Raw genomic sequence first — 16,263 nt, 5'->3', positions numbered from 1 at the left:
CACTTTGATATAACGCTATATCCCACTCACTTTATTTCATAGCGTTCAATACCATTTCCTCTTACGTTAATATCACACATTATTTTCCCTTTAGTCGACATTGTAGTTTTATTTTCAAGTAACATTCTAATTGATTTACAAACTAACTGAACAACTTAGAAACACGCAATTGATACATAATATAACTCAATCTTGTTTAAGATTATCGCAGTTATTTTCCAAACCATATTAATTCTAGACATCAGAGAAAGGAAATTTTAATATGCCACATTTTATCCAATACATACTCCCTATACATGAATTTACGAGTATCACAATTCATAACTTCAATCTTTACTTCCAACTGACAGGTGCGCACTTATGAATAAGCTCTACATGACTATAAATTAATTTATTTTCAATTTAGCTTACACATTATTAATTCAATGACATCCAGACAGGAGAATATTTTCATGACTCAATTTCATAAAGAATCGCACATGACCTACCCTATTTCAAACTTAGTTTCTGAAATCAAAGAAAGCAACATGGATATTGATTCAAAGAAAGAGTTGATTTCTTTAACACAACATCTTCATCATGAATATCCACTCAACGTAGTAAAAATATTACGTGACAATTATATCCCTATCTCAAACTTAACTACTGAGGCTTACCAACAAGGTTATCGTCTTAAAATGGGGCAACTGGATATCAACTTTCCTAAACGTCTGTTCACTGAATTCGAACCTTCTGTTGTCTTAAGTTATGCATTACCTGAAGCAGCGATGTGTATTTCATTGCTAGAAAATCATGTTCATGGTTTAACACAAGGTTCAATTCATAATGCGCTCTATTATTTTTGGGGACACTCCATCACTGAATCTCACATCTCTCAGTTAAAAAGTGTATTGAGTCTTAAAACAAATACATGGCGCAAACGCATGCTTGATCGTACTCACTATCACTTTATTCATGCTCATACCCTTCAACTCCCTGTATTTGACGGTGCGCATATTGACTTTGCGAAACTCTATACAATCACTGGCATCAATGAATATGGATATAGAGATATTTTAACTTTGACTGTTTCTTTTGAAGAAGAAAATGTGGTTTGGACACAACTCTTCAATGAATTGAAAAATCGTGGGATGAACCCGCCTTTAATGATTTCTGCTGACCTATCACCTACTTTAATGAAAATATGTTCAGAACATTTTCCAACGATGAAATATCAAGTATGTTCTAGATCTATGAGAATTACGTTAAATGAAGCTTTTGAACGTGTCTTAAATACTGATGACTATGCTAAACCGCCAAAAGACGTTGCGAAACAAGCACGTCAACTGGTAGCTGCACTATTCGAGCCTAATACTGAATATCAAGTCAATGTCGAAATCAAAAAAGAATTAGAAAAAATAACGAAAGACTATCCAAGTTTTGAGGAAGGTATAAATTTATTAAATCAATACTTTGAAAGCTGCTTTACGTATCTGACAATACCTGTCGCACCTAACTACAACTATGTACTGACAAGTAATAGCGCAGAACGTATCAATAAAGAAGTTAAGAAAATGAGTGAATGCCCTTATGTTTATGCGAGCCCAGAATCAGCAGAGCTGACGATTTCTTGTTTTATGAAACATTTGGAGTTCAACAACTTCTTTAAGCGAATAAAGCTTAAAAACAGAGAGCTCTATTAAATAATTAAAGGACTGCGATAAGCAGTCCTCACATGTTATAACTCTGTATATTTTTTATTTGAATCTTTAGCTTTCTCTACTGGATACTTAATCGCATTTTTCTTCAACTTTTCGCGGATAATATCATCAATATTCATCTCTAAGTTATCCGCAATCATATAACTGTATATCAGGACATCTGCCAACTCTTCAGCGATACGCTCACGCTTTGTCTCGTTGACTTCTTCAGGCTGTTTCCACTGATACAGTTCTAAAAGTTCAGATGCTTCAAGTGATAAAGAAATTGCGAGATCTTTTTCATTATGATAAGGTCTCCAGTTTCTCGCATTACGAAAATCATTAATTTCTTGGATGAGTTGTTCTGTATTATTCATGGTCTATACCTCCATTAGCGGCACGTTTAAGTTCATTTTGTAAAGCTTCATCTACTGCGTAAATATATAAGCCGTTGACGCCGCGTGTTAATAAGACGTTTAATTCATTCTTAAGCAATTCTTCTGTGAATTTAGCTTTAGTGTTATCTGAGAGTGTTCTATTTCTAGTTGCTTTTTGATTATAACTCTCTGAACCGTCAAAAATAATTTTACCATCTCTAAATTTAACAGATGGACCAATAATCACACCTGCATAATTTAAATCGAAGCCTTGTACGGTAAATGTTGAACCTACTTCATCAATAGTTTGACTTTGTTCAGGCCAAGATAAAGATTTTTCTCGTTTACTAACTTTGAGTTGACTGTTCCAAGGCATGCTCCATTCACCAATGCGTACACGCCAATAATCCGCTTCTTCAGGTGCTTTACTATTATACTTCCAGTCATACGTTGCGAGTAAACGTGAAATACCAGAGTCTTGAGATTTAGCTTTATTTCGTATTGCTTGTTCTAGCTGCTTAGGTTGATCAAATATTTTAATATCATACTTATCATCTTCAGGAATATTATCAATGGTTTGTTTATCTATGAGGCGACGAATCCAATCTACAGTATCTTCATTACTATTGATGCGCATTTGATTATTAAGATGTATGTGATTGTTATTTGCTTTAGTTTCTGACACCAATTTTTCTAACTGGTCTGCTTCTATCACTTGTTCAGTACTTAAGATTTGGTTTCTATCAAATACCGCAATAACTACTTTTGCTCGGGCAATTAAATCTTTCAGTTGGTTTTGTCCACGGTAAGATTGCTTACCTTGTGTCCATAATAAGTGCGCTTCATCTACAATGATTACATCTACTTTATCCTCGGTACTGCGCTGATTAATAAAGCTGGTAGGTTTGTTTACTATCGCTTGTTTTTTATTCTTTGGATCATACAACCCTAATTTCTTCGCAATTTCTTGATAAACTTTTAATTGTTCATCATGATTGACTAACAAATACACACTTAAAGGTTGGTTATCATTTTCTTCTAACAACATACGTTTTAAATCAAAGAATAAGCTGCTCATTAATACAGTTTTACCTGAACCCGCTTCACCTTCTACCAACACCAGCTGTTCTTCTAAGTTATTATGTAACGCTACTTTAATCTTACCCGTTATCGCTTCTTTAGCTTTATTTTGTTCCTGAGTCAATTTATGAAACGGGGAAGCTTTGAATATCGCTGAATCTCTAATAATACTTTCTACTGGGAACAAAATATTATTCTCTTTATTCAACTTCTTCCAAATATCCGTAAAGATATCGTCTAATTGATCAGCTGTATAATAATCGTTTTGTTGGTTTGCTCTCTTATTATAGATGTATTCAATGCTATCAACACTTGATAAATACTGCATCAAACGATTCTCCACATCTAACGTTAGAGATTTATTGAAATAGCGATGACCAATCACATACATAGTCGACGTTAACGACAACGAAAAATCTGCCCAATAAGGTACTGTCTTCGCATCCGTCAATAAATGCTGAGAAGTACGCTCCTTAATATCAGCTGTCTCCCCTACATACACCTTAAAACCCTTTTGCTTATCATCATTAATGATATAAACCGTAGGATACTTCAACAGATACTTTGAATCCTCAGAACCTTCCCATACGTCCACAAAATGATTTAAATCCTCCATTGAATACTTTATTTGTTTAATTATCGACTTTCTTTTCCTATTCATTTTAATCACCTAATACACCATTAATATTGTAGTAATAAAATACTACATACCTGTTTAAGATAATTATAAGTGTCAGTGAATAGGAAAACAATAAATGGACATAAAACAAAACAGATACAACTTTTAAAAGATGTATCTGTATGAATTTTAAATATAATAAGTAACTATCACATATCTAGATATTCTTTATAGATATTTTGACAGTCTCTTGCAATGACGTTTATTTCTCTTAAATTTTCTTCTAAATCATGGAACATATTCATTTTTGATACAGTATATAGTTCATTGTCATTTTCCAACTCATCTTTAGGTATAATGAAATTATTTGAAGGAACTAATTCATTATGTTTGATTACATCTTTAAATAATAATTGATATAAGTACTGCTTAGTTATATCAGATACCCCAGGTTGACCTTGTATTCGGCCATTTTCAAAATAAACATTATAATACTTAGCGTCATATATATTAAACTCCCCATTTTGGATGTTTAATACGTCAAGTTCTAATGTTGAATTCGCATTTATAAATGTATCGTCAGGCATAAGCCATTGTGGTTTTTCAATATATTCTTTCATTGTTATTTGGTTAGAAGAATTTTTTCCAGGGTTTAAAATCCCTAATTTTTCAAAAGTGTATTCAAGATGATTATGGTAAACAGCTCTACATACATCTTCCCATACTAAGTTGAAAGATGATGTTCCGTAAAATTTAACTTCATTATGGGTATGATATTTTACTTGTTTTATATAACATAACAATTCCTTTAACAATTCCTTGTTTTTAGTAACATATTGACTGCGTAGTTCTTTTTCCACTAAATTATAAGCATAATCTTTACCGCCAATATCATCAAAAGACTTTTCTGTCATAATAACAGGATAATATCCTATTACCTCTAAAATATTTTTAAATTCGCTCGAAATTTCAGTGATTATAATACTGTGAATAAGTCTGATAATATTTAATGAGTCTTCTTGAATTTTTTGCGTATAAAAGTCGAGATAGACAGGTGTCTGACCTACAATAAAAGGCGTAATATTACTAATTGTATTATTCCATAAAATTTGTCCTTCTTCTCCACTACTAATAATGTCTACTTCTTTATGAAACAAGCCCATCTCATAAAATCGTTTCAATATACTAAGTTGAACTCCTATATTATCATTCTGTATATTATTTATAGTATCAATACCAAAAACATCTTGTGCATTTTTGTGTTTATATTTTTCAATTACCTTCATTATTTGTTTGAATTTTTTATAGTTGTTCTTTATATCCAATTCGATGTTGAAATCTGAAATATATTTAGGATATGATATGATACATGTATTATTAGGCAATATCAATAACCCAACTAAATTAAAGTCGAATCTCACTCTTTGATTTATATCATCCCATGCGGATAGCATAAAAACTTTTTCAATGCTAGTACGTTTAACTATTGAGTTTTCATTTTTGACATACATGTTCAAGTATCCGTATTCTCTTAAAGTAATTAGTAATTGCGTTAATTCATCTTTGTTCTTCAAATTGAATTTAAGTAAAAGTTCTAAAGCGTTATACTTTTTATTTTCTTTTAATATGGTTGGTTTATACACATTATTTCACCTATTCATTTGAATAATTCTCGTCTTTAAAATCTTTTCCATTAATCGGAGAAGGATTTATAATATTACTATTTAACTCGGAACATTGATAAAAAATTTCTTCTCCTTTTCTTCTGAATTCTTCCAGAATATTTGACAATCTTAAATATTCAACATTAAATATCTTTGATCTATTATGAATACCTATATCTTCAAATAAATACATAAGCACTTTAGTTTCAAACGCATTAGTTACGTCAACATCTGATTTCTCTAAAAGATTTTTGGATATAAAATACGGTCCTAATAACCTGTCTTCCGGAACGTTGATGCTGGTTAATCTATCATTTATAAATCTTCGCATATTATCCCATGTAACTTTCTTTTGGTTTGGCAAATTAATTTTTCCATATTTAGAAAACTCAATTTTATCAAATGCATTATTTATTCCAAAATACTTATAATCCCATCTTCGTTTAAAAGCTGTATCTAATGGCATAACACCTTGATCAGCATTATTCATTGATGCCCATATATATAAATTACTTGGAAAAACCAACCCATTTTTAATTTTTTGTGTTAAATACTCATAATTATCAACGTTGAGTTCCTCGATATACTTTTGTAAATCAACACTTATGTTTATTGGATATTCACTTTCTTCCATATTGTTTCTATCTAAAAGTTGAAACATATCACCAAAAACTGCAGATACATTTGCTCTATTCAACTCTTCGATGATTAATAAATAAGGTTCATCGGGATTTAATAACGCATGCAATAATTGTTTAATTAATGGTCCTTCTACAAATTTATAAGTAATCTTTTCGTCAAGTACTTTTACTTTATTTTCATCGTATACTTCATTTCCATAACTATCTCTTAAAGAAGTTTTAACAGTGACTGGTTTATATGTACCTACAAAATCTCCATATGTTGTATATGGATGAAATGTGACTCTCTCCACATTATCTCCAAACAGGATACTTTCTTTATTTAATTGATAACTTTTACCTGTTCCTGGCGCTCCAAAATATATGCATTGACGAGTTTTATTTATTAACTCTTTGGGATAAAGAATTTTATTCAATTCATCCTCGTTATTATTTGCCCACTCTAGAAACACTTTATAAATAGTTTTCAAAGTAGAGCCTGATCTTGTTTTTGGAATAAAAGAGCTTTTATGTTCTAATAATTGTGCTATTTTTATGATATCATCTAAAGAAAATTCAGTCGCAAATTTGACTGGGTTCTCCCAAATATCCATTGGCGTATAATCTTTTTCAATCAGTTCCTCATTTACACATCTCACAAAAGTATTTAGAGTTCCAACATATCTTATAAGTGATGTATGGTTATCTTTATGATTTCGTATCCATTCTTTAAATAATTCTTCAGAGTCTTTAATAATTACAGGTTCTTCAATTTCATCCTCTAAAATAAAATACTTTTCTACATTATTGCCTATATCTGGAAAATTATAGACTAAATTTTTGGCGATATCTGCTATATAATCAGCAGAAACATTAACTACTTGTACTAAATCTAAAACTGATGATCTATAATAATCTCCTCTTTCTAAACCTTTTCCTCCTAACCAATACGTATAATCAGTTAAAAAAACTCTAGCTTCTTCTTTTTCGTTAGCATTCATGCCTTCTGTCATTATATTGAAAGTTTCTTCGTTTAAAATTTTCCCATGTTTCTTTGCGTAAACGACAAACTCATTAAATTCTTTGTTGTTTAATTTAGATTTTTCTTTTAAAGTTTCTCTTAAATTGATTATGGCTTTTACCAGTGGAGCTCCGAGATATGCTAAATAGAACCACTGATTAGGAATATATATCTTTAAATTCTTGTTATTAGTAACAATTGAGTAAGCATCGAAAAACTGAATAGTTCCGCTATTTTTCATCGTCTCCAGATATTTGGCTTTAAAAAATTCTGTTAACACTACTTTTTGTTTATTATATTCTTCTACTTTTTTCGTCTGCTTTTCTATAATTTCTTTTATACTATAAGACATTTTTATCTCTCCTTTGCTTGACAATATAACTCCATACCTTTAATGTGTTAATTATAGGACAATTAGTCCTTTTAAAAACACAAAAAAGAGTTGAAAAGTAATGACCAATTTAAGTTTAACAAAACAAAATAATAGTGTTCCACTAAAAAAGGGAAATGCTATTAAAGAAAAACGTATAATGTTTAATATGACACAAAAAGAATTAGCTGACTCTTTAAATATGCCTAAATATGGCGATCGTACAATTCGAAGGTGGGAAAAGGGAGAAACAACGCCTTCTGATATAGAATTTTTATATATAATGGAATACTTTGAAAATATGACGAATATTCCTTATGAGAACATGGATGATGCTAAATTTACAATGATTGACCTATTCGCTGGAATAGGAGGAACAAGATTAGGTTTCCAATTAACCGGTTTAACAAAGTGTGTTTTTTCAAGCGAATGGGATAAATTTTCTCAAAAAACTTATCGTGCTAACTTTGGTGAATACCCCAAAGGTGATATAACAAAAATAGATTCATCAGAAATTCCAAGCCATGACATTTTAGTTGCAGGGTTCCCTTGTCAAGCTTTTTCTCAAGCTGGAAAACGTTTAGGTTTTGAAGATACAAGAGGTACATTATTTTTTGATGTAGCTAGAATTATTAAGGATAAACGACCGAAAGCATTTTTACTAGAAAATGTTAAAAATTTAAGAGGACATGATAAAGGAAAAACCTTTAAAACTATTTGTAATACACTATCAGAATTAGATTATGAAGTACAAAGTGTTTTATTTAAAGCCAGAGACTTTGGAGTTCCTCAAAACCGAGAACGAATTTATATAGTCGGATTTGATAAGAAATCTATAAAAAACTATAAAGATTTCAAATTTCCTCAACCATTTCAAACTAGCACAAGAGTTGGCGATATTTTGGAACAAAATGTAGATGATAAATTTACAATTTCAGATAAACTTTGGGAAGGGCATCAAAGAAGAAAAAAAGGGCATAAAGCTAAAGGAAATGGATTTGGTTTCTCAATTTTCAATAGTGAAAGTGCATATACAAACACTCTATCTGCCAGATATTATAAAGATGGAAGTGAAATACTAATAAAGCAAAAAAATAAAAACCCCCGTAAAATAACCCCTAGAGAAGCAGCAAGATTACAAGGGTTTCCAGAAGACTTTATAATTCCAGTTTCTAACTCTCAAGCTTATAAACAGTTCGGCAACTCTGTTTGTGTACCAGCCGTTAACGCTATTGCGAAAGAGATAATGAAAGTCTTAAGTAATTAATTCATGTTATAAAACAACAAACCCATAATCAGAGTATAGTGGGTTTGTTGTTTTTTATTTCATTTTTTTATATTCTTTGTGTCCAATAAATTTTCAACCAGAATTTCTTTTACTTCTCTTCTTGATAATGTATCAATAATCCTTACTCCGCCTATTTGATTTAAAATCTTATTAGAATTTGTAAAAGTATATCTATTTAATTTCATTTTGTTTTCATCTTCAAGTTCTTTGACAGCTTGTAACGTACCAAGAACAATTTCTTTGTTGGAAACGATATTACTAGACATGTATGTTAATATATCTCCTCTATTAGCACTTTCCAAAAAGTACTCTGTATAATAATAAGGAGAATCCGATTCATCATCAAAGGTATAATAACCTAACCACCATAACATAGATAAATTGTTCATAAATAAAGATCTTTTTCTGCCTTGAGTAAATATTGTTCTAGCTTTGATTGTATTATCAATTTTTTGTTCCTTTACAAACCCAAACTGATGCAAATGAAAATCTAAGAAATCAGTGTTTTCTAAAGCAACCCAAAGCTTTTCATTCGATGCTTCTGAAGGTGTCAAAAAACCAAGACTTTTTCTTATTCTTTTAATATTTTCAACATTGAGTCCATCATTATCCTCACTGATTTTTAAAGGTATATATTTAAAGTTTTTTTCGCTCTTTATAACATTTTGAGAATTAGTAAAAACTTCTTTAATACTTTCATAATCATTATTTTTATAAAACTCTAAATATTTTTCTTCAAAATTAGTTTTGAACTCATCTAAAAAATCATCAGTTACATATTTTATATCACACATCTTCATTCCCCCACTCGTAAAAGTCATACAATGCATTTTCCATCGGCTTTTCTAATAATTCTTGTGATATTTTTAGCGAATCAATATTTTCTAGATTATAGATGTCATATCCTTTATTTTCTAAAATGTTTTTAAGCGCGCTATACCACTGTAAATCCTCTACTATTAGTTTATTTGATGCCAATTGGTCTATAATATACATGAGAGTAGGCTGTACAATTGTGACTAATAATAGATTTTTATTAACTTCATTTGATTTCGAAAGTGCTTTGTAAGCAATATGAGCTTTTTTAGGTAGGTATATTTGAATATAATCTCCTTCTAAATTGACAGACATATACTCCTCGTTTTTAGCTGAAACTCTAATCATTGATTTTGCATTAGGATTTTCTCTGTTTTTAAACTTAATATTCATTTCACTTACAGTATCATGAGCTATGATTTCTCCCTTGCTTAATTGGGGGACAACATAGTCTTGACTGTAGTATAATGGGTTGAAATCTTTATTATGATAATTATTAACTTGACGATTAGTGATAATCATTGTATTTATTTCAACTTTGTCACTAATAAGTCTGTTCGAAAGCGTAATATCAATAGTGTTTTCTATTCCATCAACAATATATAGTTTTCTAAAGCTAGTAAGACCACATTCTACATGAACAGCGTATGAAAAATCTCCCTTTTCAATCCTTCTTTTTATTTCATTATTAGTTAGATTAAATTCTACATGCAAATTAATACTATTATCTTCAGTCAACATTGGTTTTATTTCAGTTGTAAAACTACTATTTGAAACGTAGTCGTCTAGTTCCTTATAAAGAACAGGATATGGAAATAAATCAGTTTTTAATTTCATATATCGATGCCCCCATTTTCATTCTCAATTTATTTCTTGTTTTAAATTCAATGACAATAGGCTTGTCTTTTCTGATATCTTCCAAGTAAATATCATTGCCCACTAAATTTGTAGACACATCATTAGAAGCAACATTTATAATGTCTAGTTTAAAGGCATCTCCATCTGCCCCTATATAATCAAGTGAGATTTTTATATTGTTGAAACTTTTAAATGGGATACAAATAAATTTGTATTCTCCTAATGATGAGTCTATTTCAACCACTTTTACTTTTACTTTTCCAAGTGTACCAATATTTATTTCTCGTTGTCCGATCACTTTTTTTTCATTTCCCCCGTTATCTCCTTCATCCACACCAGTGCCATGAGTTTGGTCAGGATTACCTCCACCGCCCTGTCCTTTTCTATCACTTCCAAGTCCAGAACTATCTCCTTTACCTCCGTCTATTTCATCAGCGATTTTTTTAAATACATCTTCTTTTTTATCCCCATCATTTACAGAGGATTTTTTATCTTTTTTAACTAATTTAAAACTCTCTACTTTATTTTGTATACCTGAATCTATTTTCTCTTGATTCTTTTCTTCATTATCTCGCATTGGTAATAAATCTTTTACTCCAAAAGCTTCTACTTCATCGCTACTCTCTAGTTCATAGCTTGCTTTAACAACTTCTTTATACCACTGAAATAAATCTTTAAGTAAATTTTCAGCTATTTTTTTCTTACCTTTTATCAAACGATCTGGGCTCCATTTATCATGGTTGGCATTTTCCATTTCTTTTAAGAAAGCATTCAATCTACTTCCTTTAGCTTGAAAAACTCCAGTAAAGTTGATATGCCCATTAATGTTTTTTCTTTCATATATTTTCATTCCAGCTTTTCTCGTTTGTAATACTGATCTATTAGCTGGTTCATGTTTTAAAAGTTTCAACAAACCATCACTAGATTTTTCAATAAATTCATACTTGTCAAAGCGTTCATCAAATTCAAACGAAATCGTCTCTTTATTTGTTAATACATCATAATATTTCAAAGTATTTTCAAAATCTATTTTCTCTTTTCTGACCATCTTATATTCTTTTAGTTTTTCCAAAACATCATGAAGAGTATCTTTGTTAAGAACCACACCAAAAGCTACAACTTCTAAGTCTCCTTCAAAAATCGAAAGCAAAAAATTATTAACAGTGGATAATAAAACACTTTCTTTCCAATTAAAATCTTTTAGACCTAAAACAAACAAGTCTGTGCCAAACTCATTTTTATCTCTTTTAATGCTATTAAAAACTGTTTGTCCATCAATATAATTTTGATTTTTTTCAGCATACGTACTTCTTTCTTGAGTAATATCATTTCTTTTTTTATCTTTATAAAAAGAAACAAAATTCATAATTCCAGCTGACTTTTCTCTATTTTTTGTTGGGACTGTATTATAAAAAACCATTCTTAATTTTGAGGCAGCGAACGGCGCTGCTTTTCCTATACCTTTGCTCCCAGCTGAATCCTCACTGTTCTTTTGTGAATATCCATTTCCAACTATTAAAGAGTTATAGCTTTTTTCATTTAAGCCTGTAGTATTATAATCACTTATTTTTAGTATGTCGATATGTTCATTAGATATAGTTTCTTCAAACTCTGATAAATATTTAATGGTATCTTCGTTTTCTAATTCTTCCCACATTTTTTTTGCTTCTTCCAAAGCATTCTCTACAGCTGAGATACCAGGTATTTCATTTGTTTTTATCTTTAATTTTTCAATTGTAACTTTTACAGGTTTACTAACATTTTCATTGTGAGCATCCAATGAATTTTGCAAAACTTCTCTAGTTAATGAATCAACTATATTATCTAAAAACATCTCTATAGCTGTATTATTATGACCTGTAGGCGTTAAATTTATTCCATGAGGAAATCTCCATCTAAGCATATACTCTACCTCTTTCTTTTAAATTGAAACTCTTTTTTATTATTAAATTCTTTCTCAAATGCTTTTTCAGCTATTTTTAATTCTTTCTCTATAGCTCTAAATATTTCTTTCACTTCTGATTTTTCGTACGCATAATTATTTGTGTTTGCTAAATTTGAAAGCAAACGTATTTTATTTATAGCGCCATTTGTTCTTTGTTCAGCTAGTCTCACAAACTTATCGTGCTTATCTTCCAATAGTCATCTCAGCCTTTTAAATATTTTTACTACATTTTTAAAATGCAGTTGTTATTTTGATTATATTTACACAAAAACATTTGTCAACTTTATTTCAATAACTTTATTAATTTTCATTAATTTCTCAGTTGAATTATCTTCGTACTTTCGAGATACTAAACATGAAGGGTAAATTGTAACGGAGGGGATAAATATGGTAGAAAGTCGAATTGATCAAGATTTAGTTGATGAACAAGAAATTGCTAAGTTTTTAGACAGTTACTTTTATAGTGAACTTCCAAATCGTTTTAACGCTATTCAAGATATTTTTAGAAATCATTTCTCTGAGAATAAAGATGATCAATATAAAGGGGTAGACTTAACAATTACATATAAAAACAATACCCGTATCAATATTGATGAAAAAGCTGCAAATAATTATTTCAATAAAAAACTCTCTACTTTTGCTTTAGAAATTTCTTTTTTTAATGGCAACAATGTATCTAAAGATGGATGGCTCTATGGCCAACAATATAGTAAAACAGATTGCTATTTGTTGTGTTGGGGTGAAACGCATGACCCAAAAGAAGGCATTACATTTGAAAACATTAAAAAAATTGAAGCTTATTCAATAAAAAAGGAGAAATTACGTGCATTATTAGATACACTTTATGGTATTAATGTTGATAATTTTTTAGAAAAAGCTAAAGAAGCAAAACAAGCTTTACATCATAAAAAGTCCAGAGCCAAGTTACGTATTGGCGGCGAAGATAGCCCTTATTGGGTTCTCTCACACCATCTAAGTGAGAAGCCTTTAAACTTGGTATGTCCAAAGGAAATACTGCAAAAAGTGACTGAATATAAGTTTTATATTGAGAAAAATAGCTTGAAAATATTAACTGAAAATGAGAATAAAGAATGGGTTGAGTGTAAGTGAGTGAAAGATATGATACAAAAGAAAAGATTCAAAAAAGAGCTAATGAAATAGTTGGCAAGACGCTAAAAGAACTAAGTAGAGATGGTATAGTTACTAGTACAAAAAGCAGCTTTGGAGATGCATTTGAAAATTGGTTCGGCAAAGAAAAAGATAATTTAAGTCTACCGGATATGGCAGAAGCAGGAGTAGAATTAAAAGCTACTCCTTTTAAAAAGCTGAAAAGCGGACAATACAGTGCCGCTGAACGACTAGTATTAAATATCATTAACTACAATGACTTGTTGAATGAAGAATTTGAAAGCAGTAAATTTATGGCTAAAAATAAGAGCATTCAATTAGGTTTCTATGAGAAAGAAGCCGATAAACCTAAAGCAGATTGGAAATTTAAAGAAACTGCTTTATTTGAACTTGCCAATAACAAGAAAGATTTAGAGATTATAAAACAAGACTGGGAGCTCGTACATAAATTTATTTCAGAAGGACGTGCACATGAATTAAGTGAACGTTATTTCCAATATCTATCACCATGTACTAAAGGAGAAAATAAAAATTCTTTAAGAACACAACCGAATTCAGAAATGATGGCAAAACAAAGAGCTTTCTCCTTCAAAACTGGTTACATTACATCACTGCTTAGAAAATATATTTTTGGCGATGAAAAATCAGAATCTATTATTACAGATTTCGATATAGTACAAGAAAAATCTATTGAAACTATTGTGAAGGAACGTTTTGAACCTTATATAGGCAAAACAAAAGAAGAGCTAAAAGAAATCTTCAACATTGAAACTAACGCTAAAAGTGCTAATTATCAAATTGCTGCACGTATTCTAAATCTCAATGGAAATGCTAAAAGTAGTGAAGTATTTAAAAATGTTGAGGAGTTCGAAAAAGCAATGATTATAGTTAAAACTATTCAGTTTGATAAGAACAATAAAAATAAAGAAAGCATGTCATTCCCTGCTTTTAATTTTAAAGAACTTGCTAAAGAACAGTGGGAAGATGAAGCAGGCACGCCAACCGCTTCTTGGAACAACTTCCTACGTCAAGCTCGCTTCTTATTCATTGTTTTCAAAGATGATGGAAATCAAACTGTATTTAAAGGGATAAAGTTCTTTAGTATGCCTGAAGAAGATATTGACGGACCTGTTCGTCATGTATGGCAAGATACTGTCGATAAATTGAATAATGGTGTAGAATTAACTGCTGTTGAAAGTAAATCGACAAAGGATGGCTATAAAATCACCAATAACTTTATAACATTAAAGGACAAACTTATATGTCATGTCAGACCCCATACAACAAGACGCGATTATTCTGCTCATGGACCTTACGCCGATCAATTGCCTGTACCTGCTAAATGGACAAACAGACCTGATAATCATACTGCATATTCCAGGGATTGGATGACAAAACAATGTTTTTGGCTTAACAACGACTATATTGCTGAGCAATTGCAAGATGTTGTATAAAGTTATGTATGGTGTAATAAGGATTATAGAACGATCGTTCGCTATTATGTTATAATAATTTCATTATATATTTATGAAGGAGCGCTTTAAAATGACACAAATCAAAGTTGCTGAATTATTTGCTGGCGTCGGCGGCTTTCGCATTGGATTAGAAAACACAAAAGAAAAGCAATTTGATATTATTTGGGCTAACCAATGGGAACCCTCAAAAAAAGTGCAGCATGCATTTGATTGTTACGTAAGTCATTTCGATAAAGGCGTCCACAGTAATGAGGATATTGCAGAAGTCACAGATAAAGAAATGGAAGATACCCAAGTCGATATGATTGTAGGAGGCTTCCCTTGCCAAGATTACTCAGTAGCACGTAGTTTAAATGGTGAACTTGGAATTCAAGGTAAAAAAGGTGTTTTATTCTGGCAGATTGTCCGTTTTATACAAAATACTATGCCCAAGTATCTATTACTAGAAAATGTTGATAGACTACTTAAATCACCTTCTAAACAGCGTGGTAGAGATTTTGGTGTTATGCTATCCACTTTAAACGAACTAGGTTACAACATTGAATGGCGTGTTATCAATGCTGCTGATTATGGCAATGCTCAAAGACGTCGCAGAGTATTTATTTTTGGTTATAAAAGAGATTTATCATATGCACAAAGTTTAGCTAAACATTCCTTAGAAAACATTATTTATAAAGAAGGGTTGTTCGCTAAAGCATTTCCAATTGAGGATTACCCAAATAAAAAACGAGTTAATGAAACAAATGTTTCTAAAGATATCGTTGATATTTCTGACCAATTCACTTTCCAATTCCATAATTCAGGAGTTATGCAAAATGGAAAAGTATTAACAATTGATACAATCCCTATATATGAAAAATCAGTTACATTAGGAGAGATATTAGAAGAAGATGTCAAAGATTATGGTATTACTGATGAAAAAATAGAAAAGTTTCAATATCTTCGTGGCCCTAAAAAAATACTAAGAACTTCAAAAACTGGACATGAATATTATTTTAGTGAAGGTGGCATGTCAGAAACAGATTCTTTAGACCTACCAGCTCGAACTATGCTTACCAGCGAAGGTTCAGTTAACCGAAGCACTCATTTTTTAAAAATTAATAATCAGTATCGCACACTAACACCTATTGAAGCCGAAAGATTAAATGGTTTCCCTGATAATTGGACTGCTACAATGCCGGATAGAATGCGTTTCTTTTGCATGGGCAATGCATTAGTTGTTCCATTAATCACACGTATCGGTAATCAAATTGAAAAAATAGAAGACGAACATAAAGATGAAGATACTTTTTCACAATTGAAATTATTTTAAAAAATCCCAAT

At 30.7% G+C, this 16,263-nt stretch carries 13 protein-coding genes; 5 read left to right on the top strand and 8 right to left on the bottom strand.

Annotation, left to right across the window (positions count from 1 at the left end; translation table 11 throughout):
• Positions 1 to 452 precede the first annotated feature (452 nt).
• Positions 453 to 1,682 carry a transposase gene (locus MUA87_RS01100; protein ID WP_262551130.1) on the top strand — a complete coding sequence of 410 codons (1,230 nt, stop codon included), beginning with the start codon at positions 453 to 455 and terminating at the stop codon, positions 1,680 to 1,682.
• A 35-nt stretch (positions 1,683 to 1,717) separates the two neighbouring features.
• Here MUA87_RS01100 and MUA87_RS01095 read toward each other — a convergent pair whose 3' ends face one another.
• The 4 genes from MUA87_RS01095 to MUA87_RS01080 form a co-directional block, all read right to left on the bottom strand.
• On the bottom strand, positions 1,718 to 2,056 hold the full coding sequence (locus tag MUA87_RS01095; RefSeq protein ID WP_023016206.1) for a nucleotide pyrophosphohydrolase: 339 nt from the start codon (positions 2,054 to 2,056) through the stop codon (positions 1,718 to 1,720).
• Positions 2,049 to 3,797, bottom strand: a complete 1,749-nt coding sequence (locus MUA87_RS01090; protein WP_262551128.1) for a DUF2075 domain-containing protein — start codon at positions 3,795 to 3,797, stop codon at positions 2,049 to 2,051. Before MUA87_RS01090 ends, MUA87_RS01095 begins: the two co-directional genes overlap by 8 nt.
• A 167-nt stretch (positions 3,798 to 3,964) precedes the next feature.
• Positions 3,965 to 5,398, bottom strand: a complete 1,434-nt coding sequence (locus MUA87_RS01085) for an LlaJI family restriction endonuclease (RefSeq protein WP_262551127.1) — start codon at positions 5,396 to 5,398, stop codon at positions 3,965 to 3,967.
• A gap of 10 nt (positions 5,399 to 5,408) precedes the next feature.
• On the bottom strand, positions 5,409 to 7,412 hold the full coding sequence (locus tag MUA87_RS01080) for an AAA family ATPase (RefSeq protein WP_262551125.1): 2,004 nt from the start codon (positions 7,410 to 7,412) through the stop codon (positions 5,409 to 5,411).
• Between the two features lie 100 nt (positions 7,413 to 7,512).
• On the opposite strand from MUA87_RS01080, the gene dcm (MUA87_RS01075) reads away from it, so the two are divergent.
• A complete protein-coding gene (gene dcm / locus MUA87_RS01075; RefSeq protein WP_262551123.1) occupies positions 7,513 to 8,697 on the top strand; it encodes a DNA (cytosine-5-)-methyltransferase in 1,185 nt (394 codons plus the stop codon).
• A 59-nt stretch (positions 8,698 to 8,756) separates the two neighbouring features.
• Here dcm (MUA87_RS01075) and MUA87_RS01070 read toward each other — a convergent pair whose 3' ends face one another.
• The 4 genes from MUA87_RS01070 to MUA87_RS01055 are packed head-to-tail and all read right to left on the bottom strand — an operon-like array spanning position 8,757 to position 12,531.
• Positions 8,757 to 9,512, bottom strand: coding sequence for a DUF6339 family protein (locus MUA87_RS01070; RefSeq protein ID WP_262551121.1), 756 nt, complete (start codon positions 9,510 to 9,512; stop codon positions 8,757 to 8,759).
• Positions 9,505 to 10,371: a hypothetical protein gene (locus tag MUA87_RS01065; RefSeq protein WP_262551119.1), complete on the bottom strand. Its 867-nt coding sequence runs from the start codon at positions 10,369 to 10,371 to the stop codon at positions 9,505 to 9,507. The genes MUA87_RS01070 and MUA87_RS01065 overlap by 8 nt, the downstream gene beginning before the upstream one ends.
• The gene (locus MUA87_RS01060) at positions 10,355 to 12,295 is read right to left on the bottom strand and encodes a hypothetical protein (RefSeq protein ID WP_262551117.1); all 1,941 of its coding nucleotides are present in this window, start codon (positions 12,293 to 12,295) and stop codon (positions 10,355 to 10,357) included. Before MUA87_RS01060 ends, MUA87_RS01065 begins: the two co-directional genes overlap by 17 nt.
• A 5-nt stretch (positions 12,296 to 12,300) precedes the next feature.
• Positions 12,301 to 12,531: a hypothetical protein gene (locus MUA87_RS01055; RefSeq protein ID WP_262551116.1), complete on the bottom strand. Its 231-nt coding sequence runs from the start codon at positions 12,529 to 12,531 to the stop codon at positions 12,301 to 12,303.
• A 193-nt stretch (positions 12,532 to 12,724) separates the two neighbouring features.
• Here MUA87_RS01055 and MUA87_RS01050 point away from each other — a divergent pair, with 193 nt between their 5' ends.
• From MUA87_RS01050 to dcm (MUA87_RS01040), 3 genes are all read left to right on the top strand, one after another.
• Positions 12,725 to 13,447 (top strand): hypothetical protein, encoded by a 723-nt coding sequence (locus MUA87_RS01050; RefSeq protein ID WP_262551115.1) that lies wholly within the window; start codon positions 12,725 to 12,727, stop codon positions 13,445 to 13,447.
• Positions 13,444 to 14,919 (top strand): Sau3AI family type II restriction endonuclease, encoded by a 1,476-nt coding sequence (locus tag MUA87_RS01045; protein WP_105967098.1) that lies wholly within the window; start codon positions 13,444 to 13,446, stop codon positions 14,917 to 14,919. Before MUA87_RS01050 ends, MUA87_RS01045 begins: the two co-directional genes overlap by 4 nt.
• A gap of 91 nt (positions 14,920 to 15,010) precedes the next feature.
• Complete coding sequence (dcm, locus tag MUA87_RS01040; RefSeq protein ID WP_262551113.1) at positions 15,011 to 16,252, top strand: DNA (cytosine-5-)-methyltransferase; 1,242 nt, start codon at positions 15,011 to 15,013, stop codon at positions 16,250 to 16,252.
• Positions 16,253 to 16,263: the final 11 nt, after the last annotated feature.

The organism is Staphylococcus simulans (genome assembly GCF_025561465.1).
Lineage (GTDB): Bacteria > Bacillota > Bacilli > Staphylococcales > Staphylococcaceae > Staphylococcus > Staphylococcus simulans.
This window is presented reverse-complemented; position numbering and strand designations above follow the sequence as displayed.

What these genes read in the sequence shown, in the direction of transcription:
- MUA87_RS01100 (WP_262551130.1), top strand. Translation starts at nt 453, where the DNA reads ATGACTCAATTTCATAAAGAATCGCACATGACCTACCCTATTTCAAAC.
- MUA87_RS01095 (WP_023016206.1), bottom strand. Translation starts at nt 2,056, where the DNA reads ATGAATAATACAGAACAACTCATCCAAGAAATTAATGATTTTCGTAAT.
- MUA87_RS01090 (WP_262551128.1), bottom strand. Translation starts at nt 3,797, where the DNA reads ATGAATAGGAAAAGAAAGTCGATAATTAAACAAATAAAGTATTCAATG.
- MUA87_RS01080 (WP_262551125.1), bottom strand. Translation starts at nt 7,412, where the DNA reads ATGTCTTATAGTATAAAAGAAATTATAGAAAAGCAGACGAAAAAAGTA.
- dcm (WP_262551123.1), top strand. Translation starts at nt 7,513, where the DNA reads ATGACCAATTTAAGTTTAACAAAACAAAATAATAGTGTTCCACTAAAA.
- MUA87_RS01070 (WP_262551121.1), bottom strand. Translation starts at nt 9,512, where the DNA reads ATGTGTGATATAAAATATGTAACTGATGATTTTTTAGATGAGTTCAAA.
- MUA87_RS01065 (WP_262551119.1), bottom strand. Translation starts at nt 10,371, where the DNA reads ATGAAATTAAAAACTGATTTATTTCCATATCCTGTTCTTTATAAGGAA.
- MUA87_RS01060 (WP_262551117.1), bottom strand. Translation starts at nt 12,295, where the DNA reads ATGCTTAGATGGAGATTTCCTCATGGAATAAATTTAACGCCTACAGGT.
- MUA87_RS01050 (WP_262551115.1), top strand. Translation starts at nt 12,725, where the DNA reads ATGGTAGAAAGTCGAATTGATCAAGATTTAGTTGATGAACAAGAAATT.
- dcm (WP_262551113.1), top strand. Translation starts at nt 15,011, where the DNA reads ATGACACAAATCAAAGTTGCTGAATTATTTGCTGGCGTCGGCGGCTTT.